Source organism: Rufibacter immobilis (genome assembly GCF_003721565.1).
In the GTDB taxonomy this organism is placed as follows: Bacteria; Bacteroidota; Bacteroidia; order Cytophagales; family Hymenobacteraceae; genus Nibribacter; species Nibribacter immobilis.
The window spans coordinates 706,919-724,158 of sequence record NZ_RJJE01000017.1 but is presented as its reverse complement, the minus strand read 5'-3'; the positions used below and the strand labels follow the sequence as shown (position 1 = coordinate 724,158).

Sequence of the window (17,240 nt, the reverse complement as noted above, 5' to 3'; positions counted from 1 at the left end):
ATAGACGCCTTTTGGATTATTTTTACGGGAGCGCTGGTGGCCATCTGCTGCAGTTTGCTGGGCTGCTTCCTCATTCTGCGCCGCATGGCCATGGTGGGCGACGCTATTTCGCACGCGGTGCTGCCGGGCATTGTGCTGGCCTTCCTGTTCAGCGGTTCCCGCGAGATCTGGACCATGCTCATAGGAGCCGCCGCACTGGGCGTGGTATGCACCTTCCTCATTGAGTTCCTCCACAAGAAAGTGAACGTGCAGGCCGATGCCTCCATTGGCGTGACCTTCACCTGGCTGTTCGCGCTGGGCATCATTCTCATCTCGGTGTACGCGGGTCAGGTTGACCTGGACCAGGACTGCGTGCTGTACGGCGAGATTGCCTACGTGCCCCTGGACATCTGGCTCACCGAAAGCGGAATGAACCTAGGCCCCCGCACCGTCTGGATCATGGGCGGCGTCATGCTGGTGATCCTGCTGTTTATCTCGCTATTTTATAAAGAGTTATACCTCACCTCTTTTGATCCCGCTTTTGCCGCGGCCATTGGCATTTCCACCACGCTTTGGTACTATCTGCTCATGGGGGCGGTGTCTTTGACCACCGTGGCGGCCTTTGAATCTGTGGGGGCTATTCTGGTGGTGGCGCTCATGGTGGGCCCTCCGGCCACGGCCTATCTGCTCACCGATAACCTCAAGAAAATGCTGGTGATTTCGGCGGTCTTGGGCATTGTTTCCTCCGCGGCGGGTTTTTACCTGGCTCTATGGTTGAACGGCTCCGTAGCCGGGGCAATCTCTGTGGTCATTGGAGTGCAGTTCACGCTGGCTTTTGTTTTCTCGCCTACCCATGGCCTTATCTCCCGCCGCCGTACCTCTAGCCCGGGTAGGACCAATTTGCCTAAAGAAGACACCACCACCATTGAACCAGCCCTGTAAATTGTGTTCTTTTTCTCCTTTGCAAGGCAATAGAAGCACCCGTTCTTCGTATGGAGAGATGATTCTGTTTTAGGCCCGATTTTTGAAAAACGGCCGCTAAACGCAAAGCAATTCAAGTATGACTTTTTCTGTTTTCTTTCTGCAGGTCCTGTTCCTCTCCTTCTTCGCTCCTACTCCTGAAGCGAAGGAAAAGGTACCACCGGCTAAATTGCAGTGGCTCACCCTGAACCAGGCCATTGAGAAAAATAAAACCAAACCCAAAAAGATTCTCATAGACGTTTACACCGACTGGTGCGGCTGGTGTAAGAAAATGGACAAACAGGTGTACCAGAACCCCCAGATTGTAGAGCAACTCAATGAGGACTTTTACGTGGTGAAACTGAACGCCGAGCAGCGGCAGAACGTGACCATAGACGGCAAAACTTACCGCTACATGGAGAAATACCGGGCGCACGAACTAGCTCTTTCCCTGCTGAACGGCGAGATGAGCTACCCCAACACGGTCTTCCTCAACGAAAAACTACAGGTCATGCAGCGGGTACCGGGCTTTCTACCTGCCAAAGAATTTGCGCGCGTTTTAGCCTTTATTTCCAAAAAATAGCCGCTAAACGCAAACCTCCCTCCAGTCAGCAATGACCTGAGAGTAGCCCCGCTCAGACAGCCATGCTCTAGTTCTGCTGTTTTTCGCCTATTTTTGTAAAAAGGGCCGCTAAACGGCTTTTGCCTCATTAGAACTTTCTGCTTTGCTACCCACTACTTTATCCAAAGATACCATCATTGCCCTGGCCACGGCGGCCGGACACGGCGCTATTGCCATCATCAGGCTCTCGGGCCCCGAGGCAATTTCCATAGTAGACGAAGTGTTCAAAGGCAAAAAACTGGCGAACCAGCCCTCGCATACCCTGCACTTCGGCACCATCCGGGACGGGGAAAAGATTCTGGACGAAGTGGTGGTCTCCCTCTTCAAAGCCCCGGCCTCTTACACCAAAGAAGACGTGGTGGAAGTGTCCTGCCACGGCTCGCCGTACATCACGGAGCAGTTGATCAAGCTTTTCCTGCGCAAAGGCGCCCGCCTGGCCGAGCCTGGAGAGTTCACCAAACGCGCTTACTTGAACGGGCAGTTTGATCTGGCCCAGGCCGAGGCCGTAGCCGATTTAATCGCTTCAGATTCCGCGCTCACGCACCAGGTGGCCATGAAGCAGATGCGGGGCGGCTTCTCCCAGGAAATTAAGGCCCTGAGGGCGCAGCTCATCCATTTCGCCTCCATGGTGGAACTGGAACTGGACTTCAGCGAGGAAGACGTGGAGTTTGCCGACCGCAGCGCGTTAAGACGATTGATCACCACCCTCCAGCAACTCATCTTTGATTTGCTCAAGTCGTTTGAGATGGGCAACGTGCTTAAGAACGGGGTGCCCACCGTTATTGCTGGCAAGCCGAACGCCGGTAAATCAACCCTGCTCAACGCGCTGCTCAACGAGGAAAAAGCCATTGTCTCAGACATACCCGGCACCACCCGTGATGTGATTGAGGACGAGGCCAACATCGGTGGCATTCGGTTCCGGTTCATTGACACCGCCGGTCTGCGGGAAACCCAGGATACCGTGGAAGCCATTGGCGTTTCCCGTACCAAGGAGCAGCTCAAAAAAGCGTCTCTGGTGCTGTACCTGTTTGACGTTACCTCTACCACGCCGGAGCAGCTGAATGCTGAGGTGGCGCAGTTGGAGCTTCCGCAGGTACCCTATCTGCTCATTGGCAATAAGAAAGACCTGGCCACGCCCGCCCAGCTGGAGAGCTTTGAAGGTTTTGAAAATTTGGTATTCCTCTCGGCGGGCAATAAGGACGGTTTATCAGAACTGGAAGATAACCTGCTGGAACTGGTGCATGCCAATGAGGCCATGACCGGCGACCGCACCATTGTCACCAACCTGCGCCACTTCCAGAGCCTCCAGAAAACTGCCGATGCCCTGCAAGAAGTCCTCCAAGGCCTGGACACTGGCCTCACCGGAGATTGGCTGGCGGCTGACATCAGAAGATGCTTGTTTCATTTGGGAGAGATTACCGGCGAGATCAATACCGATGATCTGCTGGATAATATTTTTACAAAGTTCTGCATCGGAAAGTAAAACTGTTTAACAACAGCTTTCGCTCATACAAAAGTCCCCGGCTAGTTTCTATAGCCGGGGCTTTTACTTTTAAGCTTTCTTCTATAAAAGAGGCTTATTCCCAGCCTCCACCCAAGGCTCTGTACAGATTCACAGTAGATTGTAATACAATTCTTTTAGTGGCCGCCAGCTTAAGTTCTGCTTCCAATACTCCTCGCTGGGCAGTAATTACCTCTAAGTAACTGGCATACCCAGAGAAGAACAGATCATTAGACGTGCTGACGGCGTTTTGAAGCACCTTCACCTCCTGCTCCTTCAAAGCGGAAGCCTGCTGATAGTTCTCAATTTCCCGGAGGGTGGTCACTACTTCCCGCACCCCCGTCAGGATGCTTTTCTGGTAGGCATGATAGGCCTGAATCTTGGCGGCATCGGCTCTTCTAAAATCAGCTTTTATGCCCGAACGGTTCAGCAAAGGCGCGGATAAACCACCTAAAATACCATACGCAACCGAAGCCGGTTTGAAGAGCAATGACGCATTGAAAGAATTAAAACCTACGTACGGAGAGAGCACCAAAGACGGCAGAAATGCGGCTCGGGCGGCGGCCACATCGGCTTGGGCCGCCTGCAGTTCCAGTTCCGCCTGCTGGATGTCGGGGCGGCGGCGGAGCAGATCAGTGGGTACCCCTGCCTTCATCTGGGCAGGCAATTCCTGTGCATCCAATGTCTGGCTACGCACAATGGGTTGCGGGTACCGGCCCAGCAACTGGTTCAACTGCCCCTCCACTGTCTGAATTTCCTGCTCTTTCTCGGCTTTTAATCCTTGAGTGTTCAGGAGTTGCGCCTCAAACTGCTGCACGGCCAATTGGGTAGCTCTGCCAGCCTCTTTCTGCACCTTCACCATCTCCAGGGCCGTTTGCTGGAGCTTTATGTTGTTGTCCAGAATCGTTTTCTCTCGGTCCAGCGCCAGCAGGTAATAGTACTGGTGCGCTACCTCAGAGATAAGCGCTGTGGTCACCAATTGTTTTCCTTTCTCAGAGGCCATCAAACGTGTAAAGGCTGCTTTCTTAGCTTTGCGTAATTTCCCCCAGAGATCTACCTCCCAGGCACTGCGCAAACCTAGGAAATAATCAGGCACCAGCGGCTGCGACACTTTTTGGTTTTCATTTATATTAGGTGACAGGTTCGTGTCAAAGTTACCTACACCGGTCATGGTGTAATCCCCGAACTTCTCTACTCCTGCCGCCCCCATGGCCGTCACTTGCGGCAGAAGAGCCCCGCGGCTGAGTAATGTATTGGCGCGGGCTATTTCCACCTGCTGCACCGCACTAAGCACATCTGGGTTATGCTGTAGCGCTGAATCAATCAAGCCCACCAGAAATGGATCTCTGAAAAACTCTTTCCAGGAAAGATCCGCCAGACTGGTGGAATCTGAAGAGGCCTGGAAAGTGGTAAGTACGCTCTGCAAAGCTGGCAGAGGCGTAGGTTCAGACGCTTTGCACCCCGCTAACAGCCCCAGCAGGAAAAGACAACTGAAGTAAGACGATATTTTTTTATTAAAAGGCATTTTGCTTAAAGTCATGGATGGATACAAAAGGTTAGGCCGTTTGGAGTGCTTTTTTGGTTTTCTTCTTCCCGATGGAGGCAAATAGCACATACAAACCCGGGATCAGGAGTACCCCAAAGATGGTCCCGATGAGCATGCCCCCCGCCGCGGCTGTCCCGATGGAACGGTTGCCCATGGCTCCCGCTCCCGTGGCGATACACAGTGGAATAAGCCCGGCTACAAAGGCCAGCGAGGTCATCAGGATAGGTCTGAAACGGGACACGGCACCATCAATGGCCGCCTGCAACACCGTACGACCCTCTTTCTGCCGCTGGATCGCGAACTCCACAATCAGGATGGCATTCTTTCCTAATAGTCCAATGAGCATCACCAGGGCCACCTGTGCATAGATGTTGTTCTGCAAGCCCATGAGTTGCAAAGCCAGAAATGCCCCGAAAATACCGGTAGGTAATGAAAGGATGACCGGTAACGGCAGCAGGAAACTCTCATACTGGGCCGCCAGCAAGAGGTACACAAAAATGAGGCAGACAATAAAGATGTACACGGTCTGGTCACCCGATAGAATCTCCTCGCGCGTCATGCCCGACCACTCAAAAGTAAAGCCGCGGGGCAAGGTCTCCTGGGCCACCCGTTCAATGGCTTTGATGGCATCACCGCTGCTGTACCCAGGGGCGGCGCTTCCGTTGATCATGGCCGAGGTGTACATGTTGTAGCGGGTCAACTGCTCCGGCCCGTACACGCGCTCCAACTTCACAAATGAAGAAAGCGCCACCATCTCGCCCCATTGGTTTTTGACATACATTTTGAGCACATCATCTGGCTTGGCCCTGTAATCTGGCGAGGCCTGCACCATGACCTTGTACATCTGCCCGAACCGGATAAAGTTGGAGGCATAATAACTGCCCATCAAAGTCTGGAGCGTGCTCATGGCATTGTCCACGGTGACTCCTTTTTTGGCGGCCATGTCCTGGTCCAGGTGAATCAGGTACTGCGGGAAATTGGGGTCAAAGTTGGTGAAGGCACTGCTCACCTCCGGCGCCTCTTGCAGGGCTGAGATGAATTTCTTCGTGACTTCATCGGTCTCCGCTAGGGTCGCGGTTTTATCTCGGGCCAGTACGCGCAACTCAAATCCGCTGGAGTTCCCGAAGCCCGGGACCGTGGGCGGCGGGAAATATTCTATACTGGCGTCTTTGAGGTCACTCGTCTCCTTTTCAAGGGCGGCAATGATCTCTTCTACCGAGGCCGTGCGGTTTTCCCATGACTTGAGGTTAATCATACCCATGCCGTAAGAAGCTCCGGCCGCATCAGTCAACAAACTAAAACCAGCCAGGGTAGACACGTTCTCCACCGCGTCCATTTTCTGCGCCGCCTGCTGAATCCTGTCCAGGACATAAGAAGTACGCTCCACCGTGGCTCCCTGCGGAGTGGTCACGTTCACGTAGATCATGCCCTGGTCTTCGGTGGGAATAAAACCGGTGGGGAGGACTTTGGTAATGCCCCAGGTGCTGAAAAGGAAGAACAGCAATAGCCCCAACGTGACGGCGTACCTGCCCGCTATGCGCAGTACCGTATTTTTGTAGCCCCCTTCCACTTTACCATAGCCTTTGTTGAAGCTCTGGAAGAACCGTTGCAGCAAGCTTTTTTTCTCGCTCTGCCCATGGATGTTTTTCAGGAGCAATGCGCAGAGGGCGGGAGTTAGCGTCAGGGCGTTCACCCCGGAGATCACAATGGAAATGGCCAGGGTTATAGAGAACTGCCGGTAGAAAATGCCCACCGGGCCCGTCATCATGGCCACCGGCACAAACACCGCCGACATCACCAGCGTGATGGCTACAATGGCGCCACTGATCTCCCCCATCGCCTCCAGCGTGGCTTTTCTGGCCGAGAGATGCTTTTCGTGCATCTTGGTGTGCACCGCCTCAACCACCACAATGGCATTGTCTACCACAATACCAATGGCCAATACCAAGGCAAACAGGGTAAGCAGGTTAATGGAGAAGCCAAACATCTCCATGAAAAAGAAGGTACCAACCAGAGACACCGGTACCGCCAGAATAGGAATAAGCGTGGAGCGGAAGTCCTGCAGAAAGATGAACACCACAATAGAAACCAGAATAAAGGCCTCTAACAGAGTCACCAACACCTTTTCCATAGAGGCATCCAGAAAGCGGGAAACATCATAGGCAATGTTGTAGCTCATGCGCGGCGGGAAGGAGGTTTCCTGTAGTTCTGCCATCTTCAGCTTCACATTCTCAATCACCTCTTTGGCGTTGGAGCCGGGGCGCTGCTTAATCATGATGGAGGCCGAGAAGCGCCCGTCGGTTTTGGAAACCATGCCGTAATCCATGGAACCGAACTCCACATCGGCTACATCTTTCAGACGCAACACGGAGCCGTTGCCCTGCTCATCTGCCTTGATCACAATGTTCTCATACTGGGCCGGCTCAAATAATTTACCGGTGTACCGCAGCACGTATTGCAGCGACTGTTCAGATCTGCCCGAACTTTCCCCAACTTTCCCCGGCGCGGCTTCTACGTTTTGGGCTCTAATGGCCTCAATCACATCATCAGGCGAAATCTGGTAGGCCAGGAGCCGGTCGGGTTTAAGCCACACCCGCATGGAATAGTCTCTGGAGCCCATGATTTCACAGAAGCCCACCCCATCAATCCGCTTGAGTTCCTGCAGCACGTTTATGTCGGCGAAGTTGTACACGAACTTCTCATCTGAGGCGGGATCATCGCTCATGAGGTTGAGGTAGAGCAGCATGCTGTTCACTTCCTTCTCCGTGGTTACCCCGGCTTTGATCACCTCTTCGGGCAACTCATCCAACACGGTGGTCACGCGGTTCTGCACGTTCACCGCGGCCAGATCTGGGTCGGTGCCCACCTCGAAGAACACCTGAATGAGGGTGACCCCGTTGTTGCTGGAAACCGAAGACATGTAAGTCATGCCCGGCACCCCGTTAATAGCTCTTTCCAGCGGCGTAGCCACCGCTTTGGTGGAAACCTCGGCATTGGCCCCGGTATATTTGGCCGTTACCGTGACCGAAGGCGGTACAATCTCCGGGAACTGCGTGACCGGCAGATTCATAATGGACATCACTCCCAGCAAGACGAAAAACAGGGAGATCACCAGTGAGAGCACTGGTCGTTCAATAAATATTTTTAACATGGATGTATTTTCTTGTCACCGCCCAAAGGAAACCTTGGCTGCACGTTCCCTAAAGGGCAATTGGCTGCCGGTATACTTACATAGGCATGGCAGGACACCGCCCCTGCCAATAGGCCGTGCCGGTCCCTGCTGTTCCTTTGAAACAGGTTGATTAAAAGAAATAGATTATTTGGCGCTGGCGGTGAGCAAGCTGTCCATCTGGATAAGTTCAGGGTCTATGGTTACCCCCTCCCGCAAAGTCTGCACACCTTCATAAACCACCTTTTCTCCCGGCTCCAGGCCAGATTCCACTATGTAAAAGTGAGAGAAACGGGCTTTAGGCTCAAAGCTTTTAGTCTTCACTTTGTTGTCTTTGCCTACCACATACACAAAGTTTTTGTCCTGAATCTCAAAGGTTGCTTTCTGCGGCAAGAGCAAAGCACTGTCTACTTCATTAAAGAGTCTCACCTTGCCGGAAGAATGGTGTTTCAAGAGTTTATTGGGGTTGGGGAACTTGGCCCGGAATGCGATGGAGCCTGTGTTGGGCTCAAACACTCCTTCCATGGTCTCGATCTTGCCGGCATGGGGATAGGTGCTGCCGTCGGCCAGAATGAGTTGGATTTGCCCATGTCTATTGTCTTCCCCTGAAAGCTCTGCTTTGGCGTATTGCAGGTACTCTTTCTCAGAGACTTCAAAATAGGCGTACACGGTATTGATGTCAGAAATGGAAGTTAACAAGGTTCCTTCTTCAATCAGGCTGCCCACCTTGAGAGGAATGCGGTCAATGATGCCGTTGTAGGGTGCTTTGATGTAGGTGTAGGCTACCCGGGCGGCGGCATTCTCCTGCGCCGAGCGGGCCTCGGCCACTTTGGCCTGGGCCGCTTTCAATTTTGCTTTGGCCATCTGTAACTCAGAAGGAGAAATTACCTTTTTCTCTACCAAGATCTGCACGCGTTTTACCTCCACTTCGGCAGTCATGGCCTCCGCGGTAGCACTGTTGAAGTTTGCTTTGGCTTTGGCAAACTCAGACTGGTATTCCTGGGCATTGATCTTGAACAGAGGCTGGCCTTTTTTTACCTCCTGGCCTTCGTCCACCAGTATTTGCTCTAAGAAACCACCTACTTTGGCTCTTATCTCCACATGGCGCACCGCCTGTATGTCAGAAACATAATCCTGATGCAGGGTGGTGTCTTTGGTGATAAGTTGGGTTACCGGCAGATTGGCCACGGTGACTTTGTTTTCTTTAGGGTTACTGGAGGCGTCACACCCGGCCAGGCCCGCGCTCAAGGTAATAAGGGAAAGGAAAGTTATATTACGGAAAGGGATAGTCATGATGGATAAGTTTGTGTCCATTGCTTGTGAAAAGGCAAACAGAAATTATTGGATTCTAAGACAGTGCGTTGCACCGGCAGAAACCAAACAGGGAGAAAGGAAAGAGACTTTTCCTCAGTCGGAAAAAAAGAAGGGGGAAAATCAGAAGGGAGTGAGCCGGAAAATAAAGGCATGATACTCAGAAAGCACAAACCGCTGCGGAAGGTAGCCCAGCGAGTTATGCAGCAAGTGCGGCAGCATGACCTCCAGCGCTTGCAATGGTTTTATGACGGCAGCTTTACAAGCAACCTTGATAATGGAGCGAAGATTGTATTCAACCCGCGGAACATCTTCCAGCAGATCAAAGTACCCTTCCAGCATCAGCGACAGAGGCGCAGTGCCCTTATCGGCGTCCGGAGTACTCTTTTGGGTGGAGCAGACAAAGCCTAACCCGTGTCCGACATCTTCTGCAGATTTTATACTAAAACCTACATGAATGCTGAAGCAAGCGAGCAACAGCCAGCAAAACCAACGCTGTATCATCCAGGTGTTCTTCAAGTATTTTTATCAAGTAGATGACTCCAAATATATCCAAAGGAAATTTGTGGTTACACCTTATTCTATACATTCATCAATAAATACAAGCAGTTCTTACTTTTTACCAGCATACATTCCTTGTTAACCTCCCAGGAGTAGTTGCGTTTAGGGGCTCTTTTTGGAAAAAGAGCCCCTAAACGCAAACTTCAATAGCTGAAGAAATACACTTTAAATTATGGGTAGAACTATGCCTTTGCTTTAAGCGCAAGAGCAGACTTGTATATTTTAATTCAGTAATTTTGAATCATATTAAGTAAGAGATGAGCCATCTCCCCAACTATGTAGCAGGGCTTGTTCTTATTGAAGGTTTATCCTGTCTGCACTTGCAGTGATGGAGTTATTGACAGAATTCATGCTGAAGATTATTTATGAAGATGCGCACTATGTGGCCATCAATAAACCTAACGGACTGTTAGTGCACCGCACCCGCATTGCCGAGGAGAAAAAGGAGTTTGCCCTGCAGATGCTGCGCGACCAGCTGGGGTACCGGCTTTTTCCCTTGCACCGGCTGGATAGAGGCACCTCTGGCGTGCTTCTTTTCGCGAAAACCGCTGAAGCCGCTGCCCCCTTGGTACAGGCCTTTGCCGAGCGACAGCCAGATAAGACGTATTACGCGGTGGTGCGGGGCTACGCGCCCGAAGAAGGTACCATTGACAGCCCCATCAGGCCAGACAGAGACAACGGATTGAAGGAGGCGCAGGAAGCTGTAACGCATTTTACCCGCCTAGCCACTGTAGAACTGCCCATTCCAGTTGGCCGCTACCAAACGGCCCGGTATAGCCTGGTAAAGATCAAACCCGAAACTGGCCGGATGCACCAGATCAGGAAACACTTTGCCCATCTGCGCCACTACATTGTGGGAGATAAAAAACACGGCGACTGGCGGCACAACCTCATGTTTTTGGAGGAACTGGGAAGCCCTTTCCTTCTCCTGCACGCTGCTTCCCTTTCCTTCAAGCACCCTTATACCGGTGTGAGAACCGTCATTCAAGCTCAACTGCCAGAGAATATGCAGCGCTTATGTGAACGGTTTGGTTGGAGAGAGGAACTGAAAAACCAAACAGATTTACCGCAGCCGCTGCCTCAACTAAATTAAAGGTTTGCGCCTCTTGGGAAGATGTAGACAGAAGTGCTGCTTCTCTCCTGCATGAACTGTACAAATTGCTTCACACTACTCCCCTACCTTCACCACTACTTTCCCAACGGTTCTTCCTCTCTGGAACTGGTAAATAGCTTCGTGCATTTCACAGAAACCAAAGACATGACCTACGTGCTGGGGCGGTAGCTGAAGGGTTTGCAACTCATGCAATAACTGGTGCATTAACTCAGTCTGTTCATAGAGGTAAATGAGGTTGAACCCCATGAGTGACTTGTTCTCTGTGGGGAGGCGCAGCGGATCAATCTTAGGCCGTTGCAAAAAACGCCAGATAAGACTGGGGTAATTGGGTCTGGCGCTATGGCTGGAGAAACTGGCATTCCCGTACACCACCATTCGGCCCATGGGGGCTAAAGCCTGCCATCCTTGCGCCAGTATTTTACCTCCTATGCATTCCATGATCAGTTGCAACGGGCGGTCTTGTAAGGCTCCCTTTAGATTAGCGGCAAAGTTCTTATCCCTCATCAGAATGGCATCATACGCTTCCTGTTCCCGCAGAAAGTCTACTTTTTGGGGTTTTCCTACGGTACCAATGGTAAAAGCACCCAACTTTTTACAGATGCGGTTGGCTAAAATGCCCACTCCGCCTGCGGCGCTATGAATGAGCACCGTCATTCCTTGCTGCAAATTCCCTAACTCTACTAAAGCGTAATAAGCGGTAAGTCCCTGAACCAGAAAACCGGCCCCTTCTTCAAAGCTCCAGCCATCTGGCAAAGGAATGACATACCTATGGTGGCTGTTGATGTGTGAGACATACCCGCCGAATTTGGTGGCACCCATCACCTTGTCGCCCACTTTCCATTCCCGTACCTCCTCGCCCACGGCGGAAATCACGCCAGAATACTCTAAGCCGGGAATAAAGGAACCGGTTGGGGTGGCGCTGTACAAACCTTGCATAGCAAAGACATCGGCGAAATTCAGACCTATGGCTTTTACCTCCACACAGACTTCATGTGGTTTAGGCAGATCCAGGTGCTCAGTCTGGAGTTTTAGAGCCTTAATGGAACCGGCTTTGGGCATACGGTACACGAGGCGATCGGGCATAGAAGCGTTTGTTTAAGGTAAAAGCGGCAATACTATTCACCACAGTCAAATAACATGAAGTAGAAGCTCCAAGTGAATCTCAGCCTGAAGAGACAATATACCTTCTTTAATGGTTAGAAATGCTTCTGAAGATGCTCAAATAACGCTGCCGTGGTTTGGGCATGGAGAATTTTGGCGCCAGACAAGGCGGGAAAGATGGTGGCAAATTCGCCTAGTTCTTTTTCTTTGGAGTGTCCTTTGGAAAGGATAACGTTAATCCCTTCAAAGCAACTGGCCAATGCCGCCGTGCCGCCGTGCATGGAGATGAAACGGTCACAGTTGGCGTAGAGCAATAACTGCAAATGATTGAAATTGTTCACTTTTGCCCGGTAGGTTTCATATAGATCATCCACCAGAATGACCTCCGAATGGGTTTGCTTCAGCCAGGCGTGCTCCTGTAAGTCCAGGATTTCACTGTTGTCTGTGACAATGTGGCTGGGCAGTGGCCGGTTGTAGATGATCTGGTATTTTTGCCCATAGGTGCTAATGATGTTATCTAAGTCTATAATGCTCAGAAAATTCAGCGGCGGGTTGTCCCATTCCATGTTGTACTTGTTGGCAATGATCAGAATGGGTTTCTCAAAGACAAAGATAGAATTGCTGAAATGTTGCTTATACGGCACCCGCCTCCATTTGCTGTAGCTGAAGGAAGCGCTGTGCTCCATATTGGGGAACTCATACCTGGTGGGAACACGCCAATCCCGCACTTGGTACCTCTCTTCATGATTATGGCTGAAGAAGTAGAGCTCCCTGGTGTTTTTGCAGGAAATTGTCTTTAGAAGCGTCCCGTTAAGGAAATGCCAGTACGCGAACGGAATCACATACCGCAGCTCCTGATCAAACTCGCCCTGAAAATCAGTGACTTTATATTTCTCCTTCCTGAAGTAATCTTTGAGGCAATACTTTACCTGATTAATTCTGCAGAAGTAATTATCCCTGATGTAATATCTATAGCTCTTCCTGATGTGGGGGTACTTTAAGGAAGCCACTACAAATAAGCTTTTTAAGATGATTTTCTGCATATCCTCTGGTTCTACTATGACAATGTGGCTTTAAGGACAGCACCAAGGGTAAGCTTCGCATCATTACTGCCTATCTTCTTGTTCCGCTTTCCAATCAAAAGCAACTCCGTATGCGGCACAGTTATCATAACTAAAAATGAAAAAATGTGTGCTCACCGCAACACCTTAAAAAAGAAGGTCAATTCAATCCGGACAGGAAGAAACAAAAACCCCTCATATCAAGACAGTAGCATTCCAAAGCTGTGGTCCATGCGTCTCTGTTGATATGAGGGGTAAAAGATTAAATGATTTAGAGTCCCTAAGCCGTACTATTGTTTTAGGCCTAGTTTTGGAAAAAGAGCCGCTAAACGGCTATACCAATTTGGTCTTGGCTTGTTCCAGCACAGTTAACATTTGGCCTAATTCATCTGAAGTCATGAGCACCATAGAGTTAGGATCAATTTTGGACAGCTTAATGAACGCGGCCCAGGCCTTTTTATCGGTGCGGTAGTAACAGCCGGTCTCAAAGCCGCTCCGGCTCTTGAAGGAAACCTCCGTATAGTTGGTGCGGCTGCTGTTTAAGATGCTGCTTTGGATCTGTTTCAGAGATTTGATGAGTACATCCAGTTCATCGGCGTCCACGGCACCTCCTTTGATGGAAGAGTTGTTGCCCGTACCCACCGTAGTTAGGAACCTGATGGCGCTGGTTTTGGTAGAAGCGGTGAGGTCTTTCAGCACCATCACCTGTACTTCCACGGTTTTGAATTTGCCTACGTTGATGTACTCTTTCTCAATCAGAGTTCCGGCCTTAGCTGAAAAAGCATCTGCTTTGCTTTGGGATAGGGTTTTATCCTGGGCGTAGCCGTTCAAAGCCGACATAGCGCCCAGAGCCACAATGAGTAAGAACTTTTTCATAATAGAGGGTTTGTTACGTTTACCCTCTAAATAACAAAAAAAACTTAAAATAGTAATGATATATGCAAAACTTTAATTATTCAGCCTTTGCCTCTATTCATTAGTAAGCATAATTATTAGCGATGTGTAGACGAAATACGCTTACACGAATACATTTTTGTTTAAATGGGATAATTAAATCCTGAGGTTAAAGCCCCTTATTCTTTGGGGATTCTGATGTAAAACACGGTGCCTTTGTGCTCTTCGCTTTCAAACCATATTTGCCCCCTGTGCCACTCTATAATGGTTTTCACAATAGACATGCCCAAACCTACGGTATGCTCTCCTTTTAAGCCGGGCCTACGAGCCTGCGTGAATTTATCAAAGAGATGGGCGTGGTAACGCTGCGGAATTCCTACGCCGTTGTCGGCCACTTTCACCAGCACCGTGTCTGCTTCGTCTTCTAGACTGACCGTAATGGTACCGCCGTCTGGCGTGAACTTGAGCGCATTTGAGATGAGGTTGGTAATGGCCTGCAGAAATTTAAGGTCGTCTAGCTGGGCGTAAATCTCTGTTTGGCTACAGAGAAACTGGAAATGCTTGGTCAGAAACTTTCCACTGGCTCCCTTATACTCGCCTAGGGCCTCTTTCAGCTTTTGCGCCATATTTACCCGTCTGGTTATCAGCTCATTTTGAGTTGACTCCATGAATTCCTGCTCCATAAACTCCCGGATCAGGTTGGCTCCCTGCCTACTGCTCTGCTCTATCAGACCAATGATTCTTGCGGCGTCTTCGCTCATGTTGCCCTTTAGTTCCTCGGTGAGCAAACCGGTCAGGTTCTGGATCATGCCCAGCGGCGCGGCCAAATCATGGGAGAGAATATTGAGGATGGAGTCTTTCTTGTTGGAGAACTTCTTGAGGTGATCATTGTATTGCCGGTTGGCGGTGATGTCTTCGGCGTGCCCAACCACCAGTTCCCCTTGGCCCTCCTCCACAATGGAGGCCGACAGACATACCCATTGCACAGGCTGTTGTTCAAACTGAACCCTGAACTCCACCTCTTGGCAAACTCCCCGGTTTAACAGGGCCTTAAGCCTGTTCTGCACATACCCTTGGTCATCTGGATGCACCGCAGCCAACAAAACATCAGGATTAATCTCCTGCTCCGGCAATCTAAACCAATCTTTGAATGGCTGATTCTGGTAAACGAACTGCTGGGCACCTAGGTCATAGGCAAAGAAGGCTTGTCCGGTTTTTTCCGCAAAGCTCTGGTATACACTGGGGGGAAGTTGCATAGTGGTTGGCGCGTTGAGCCTTGGCTCGTTCCTGTAAAATATACTTATTTAATTTTACCTATATACGGTTAAAAAGGTTTTTCCCATCTGTCTTTGCCTGTGTGCCTAAACCAGCTGAAGACAAACCTTTTCTGATACGGTACTGTTTATTACCTTTTCAACCAATCACGGAGCCTCGTCCCAGTCCAACGTCCAATATTCAGTTTTATTCCTCGTTCTTAATTAAGCGTTTAGGGGCTGTTTTTAGAAAAAGAGCCTCTAAACGGAAAGGAGCAATAATTGAGGCTGTAATCTTCTACTTTATCAGTTACAGGCTTTTGCTGAGAAACAGAAATGTTACTCTCTACTGGCTTTGCTTCCTTTTTTAATTTCTTACATTTAAATAGACAGAACCACGCGCTGCTTATGCTAATAAAAAGAAGTTATCTCTTCCTCTCCTTCGGCCTGTTGCTGACAGGTTGTAACCAGTCTAGCCCACCCCAGGCACCTGCACGCCCTGAGGCTGTTGCCAGTACCGCCACCGCCACGTATAAAAATCCGTTGGACGTACAGTTTGGCGATCCCTATGTGTTGTATGACGCGCCCAGCAAAACCTACTATATGTACGGTACGGGCGGCGGGGCTAAGGAGGGCTTCGCCACCTATTCTTCTAAAGATCTGGTGAACTGGAAAAACGAGGGGCAGGTATTCCAGGGGAATAAACCCGACTCCTGGGACGTGAAGAACTTTTGGGCTCCGGAGGTGTACCACGTCAAAGGCAAGTACTACATGTTCTACTCCGCCGACTGGCGCCACAACCCCGGAAACGAGGAAGAGAACTTCCGGATTGGCGTGGCCGTCGCAGACAAACCCACGGGGCCTTTCCAGAACATATCAGACAAGCCCATTTTTGATCCCGGTTATCCCATCATAGATGCCAACGTGTACTGTGAGCCCAACGGCAAGATGTACCTGTATTACTCGCGTTGCGCCTACAAACACCCGGTACAGAGCGAGGTGGCCGATTGGGCGAAAAAGCAAAACCTGTTCCAGGAGATTGAGGAAAGCTGGGTGTACGGCGTGGAGATGAAACCTGACTTCAGCGGCGTGATAGGCGAACCGGTGCTGCTGCTCCGCCCCCCGCTCAAGATGAACGATGCCCAGGCTGAGTGGGAAAGCCGCTCCGTTACATCAAAGGAAGTAAACCGCCGCTGGACCGAGGGTTCCTACACTTTTAAGCACCAGGACACTTATTACATGATGTACTCGGCTAATTACTTCGGGGGCAAGAACTATGCCGTGGGTTACGCCACTGCCAAGCACCCACTGGGACCGTACACCAAAGCTGCGAACAATCCGGTATTGCAAAAGAACTCAGAGCAGGGCGGCCAGGTCACCGGCACGGGCCACAACAGTATTGCGTACTCGCCAGACGGCAAGCAGATGTTCTGCGTGTACCATGGCCGCACCACCGCCACCGGCGAGGAGCGCGTGGTCTTCATTGATCCCATGCGCATTGAGCAGGACGGCCGACTGGTGGTGGACGGCCCCAGCACCACCTTTAAACCCATGCCCCTGCAAACAAACCAGTAGTTTATAATCTGTAAAACAAAGTTCTGCGGTACATCTACTAGATGAACCGCTAGGCATTAGAACGTCTCCCCCGCGTTTAGGGGCTCTTTTTGGAAAAAGAGCCCCTAAACGCGGGGGAGACGTTTGAGCTTATTGCTTACAGAATAAGGATGCCCTGCTAAATTTCTATGACCCTAGCCTACTTGCTGCTCAGAATGTAAATCGTAGATGATATCCAGAATATCAGTGGTGAACGGTTTGGAGAAGTAGTCGCGCACCACCGTTGAGTGGGGAAAATAATTGCCGTATTTATCATCTACCACTGAGGAAAGCACAAAGAGTTGGCAGCTCTGGGTAATGGTAACCGGCAGCTTCTGAAATTCCTCAATAAAGTCCCAGCCGTTCATGCCGGGGATATTAATGTCCAGGAAGATAATCTCCGGAAGGCTGGCTGGCTCCTGTAGGGCTATCTTTTGCAGGGTCTCAAGCGCCTCTTCGGCCCACTGGAAACTAGAAACGGAAGAGGCAAAGCCGTGGTTTCTGATGATGCTTTCACAAAGGAAATTGTGCAGCTCATCATCATCTATTAAAAAAACCTTATTAAAACTACGCAT

At 50.5% G+C, this 17,240-nt stretch carries 14 protein-coding genes; 5 read left to right on the top strand and 9 right to left on the bottom strand.

The genetic code is table 11. From position 1 onward, the window contains the following. The 3 genes from EFA69_RS15805 to mnmE all read left to right on the top strand — a co-directional run bounded on the left by EFA69_RS15805 (position 1) and on the right by mnmE (position 3,044). Positions 1 to 921, top strand: coding sequence for a metal ABC transporter permease (locus EFA69_RS15805; protein ID WP_123134874.1), 921 nt, complete (start codon positions 1 to 3; stop codon positions 919 to 921). A gap of 118 nt (positions 922 to 1,039) precedes the next feature. Continuing rightward, positions 1,040 to 1,522, top strand: coding sequence for a thioredoxin family protein (locus EFA69_RS15800; protein ID WP_123134054.1), 483 nt, complete (start codon positions 1,040 to 1,042; stop codon positions 1,520 to 1,522). A 142-nt stretch (positions 1,523 to 1,664) separates the two neighbouring features. Beyond that, positions 1,665 to 3,044, top strand: a complete 1,380-nt coding sequence (gene mnmE, locus EFA69_RS15795) for a tRNA uridine-5-carboxymethylaminomethyl(34) synthesis GTPase MnmE (protein WP_123134053.1) — start codon at positions 1,665 to 1,667, stop codon at positions 3,042 to 3,044. Positions 3,045 to 3,138: 94 nt separating this feature from the next. On the opposite strand, the gene EFA69_RS15790 is transcribed toward mnmE, so the two are convergent. The 4 genes from EFA69_RS15790 to EFA69_RS20155 all read right to left on the bottom strand — a co-directional run bounded on the left by EFA69_RS15790 (position 3,139) and on the right by EFA69_RS20155 (position 9,607). After that, the gene (locus EFA69_RS15790) at positions 3,139 to 4,587 is read right to left on the bottom strand and encodes an efflux transporter outer membrane subunit (RefSeq protein WP_123134873.1); all 1,449 of its coding nucleotides are present in this window, start codon (positions 4,585 to 4,587) and stop codon (positions 3,139 to 3,141) included. Positions 4,588 to 4,618: 31 nt separating this feature from the next. Beyond that, a complete protein-coding gene (locus EFA69_RS15785) occupies positions 4,619 to 7,759 on the bottom strand; it encodes an efflux RND transporter permease subunit (RefSeq protein WP_123134052.1) in 3,141 nt (1,046 codons plus the stop codon). A 165-nt stretch (positions 7,760 to 7,924) separates the two neighbouring features. Next, positions 7,925 to 9,091, bottom strand: coding sequence for an efflux RND transporter periplasmic adaptor subunit (locus EFA69_RS15780; protein WP_245964603.1), 1,167 nt, complete (start codon positions 9,089 to 9,091; stop codon positions 7,925 to 7,927). A gap of 120 nt (positions 9,092 to 9,211) precedes the next feature. Then, positions 9,212 to 9,607, bottom strand: a complete 396-nt coding sequence (locus EFA69_RS20155; RefSeq protein WP_148041385.1) for a hypothetical protein — start codon at positions 9,605 to 9,607, stop codon at positions 9,212 to 9,214. A gap of 391 nt (positions 9,608 to 9,998) precedes the next feature. Here EFA69_RS20155 and EFA69_RS15770 point away from each other — a divergent pair, with 391 nt between their 5' ends. Further along, positions 9,999 to 10,742 (top strand): pseudouridine synthase, encoded by a 744-nt coding sequence (locus tag EFA69_RS15770; RefSeq protein WP_123134872.1) that lies wholly within the window; start codon positions 9,999 to 10,001, stop codon positions 10,740 to 10,742. 75 nt (positions 10,743 to 10,817) lie between these two features. On the opposite strand, the gene EFA69_RS15765 is transcribed toward EFA69_RS15770, so the two are convergent. The 4 genes from EFA69_RS15765 to EFA69_RS15750 all read right to left on the bottom strand — a co-directional run bounded on the left by EFA69_RS15765 (position 10,818) and on the right by EFA69_RS15750 (position 15,075). Then, on the bottom strand, positions 10,818 to 11,846 hold the full coding sequence (locus tag EFA69_RS15765) for an alcohol dehydrogenase catalytic domain-containing protein (protein WP_123134049.1): 1,029 nt from the start codon (positions 11,844 to 11,846) through the stop codon (positions 10,818 to 10,820). Positions 11,847 to 11,959: 113 nt separating this feature from the next. Beyond that, positions 11,960 to 12,907, bottom strand: coding sequence for a hypothetical protein (locus EFA69_RS15760; protein ID WP_123134048.1), 948 nt, complete (start codon positions 12,905 to 12,907; stop codon positions 11,960 to 11,962). 351 nt (positions 12,908 to 13,258) lie between these two features. Then, positions 13,259 to 13,801 (bottom strand): hypothetical protein, encoded by a 543-nt coding sequence (locus EFA69_RS15755; protein ID WP_123134047.1) that lies wholly within the window; start codon positions 13,799 to 13,801, stop codon positions 13,259 to 13,261. A 197-nt stretch (positions 13,802 to 13,998) separates the two neighbouring features. Continuing rightward, positions 13,999 to 15,075 (bottom strand): PAS domain-containing sensor histidine kinase, encoded by a 1,077-nt coding sequence (locus tag EFA69_RS15750; protein WP_123134046.1) that lies wholly within the window; start codon positions 15,073 to 15,075, stop codon positions 13,999 to 14,001. 405 nt (positions 15,076 to 15,480) lie between these two features. On the opposite strand from EFA69_RS15750, the gene EFA69_RS15745 reads away from it, so the two are divergent. After that, positions 15,481 to 16,647, top strand: a complete 1,167-nt coding sequence (locus EFA69_RS15745) for a glycoside hydrolase family 43 protein (RefSeq protein WP_123134871.1) — start codon at positions 15,481 to 15,483, stop codon at positions 16,645 to 16,647. A gap of 173 nt (positions 16,648 to 16,820) precedes the next feature. Here the strand turns inward: EFA69_RS15745 and EFA69_RS15740 are convergent, their stop codons facing one another. Then, positions 16,821 to 17,240, bottom strand: a complete 420-nt coding sequence (locus tag EFA69_RS15740) for a response regulator (RefSeq protein ID WP_123134045.1) — start codon at positions 17,238 to 17,240, stop codon at positions 16,821 to 16,823.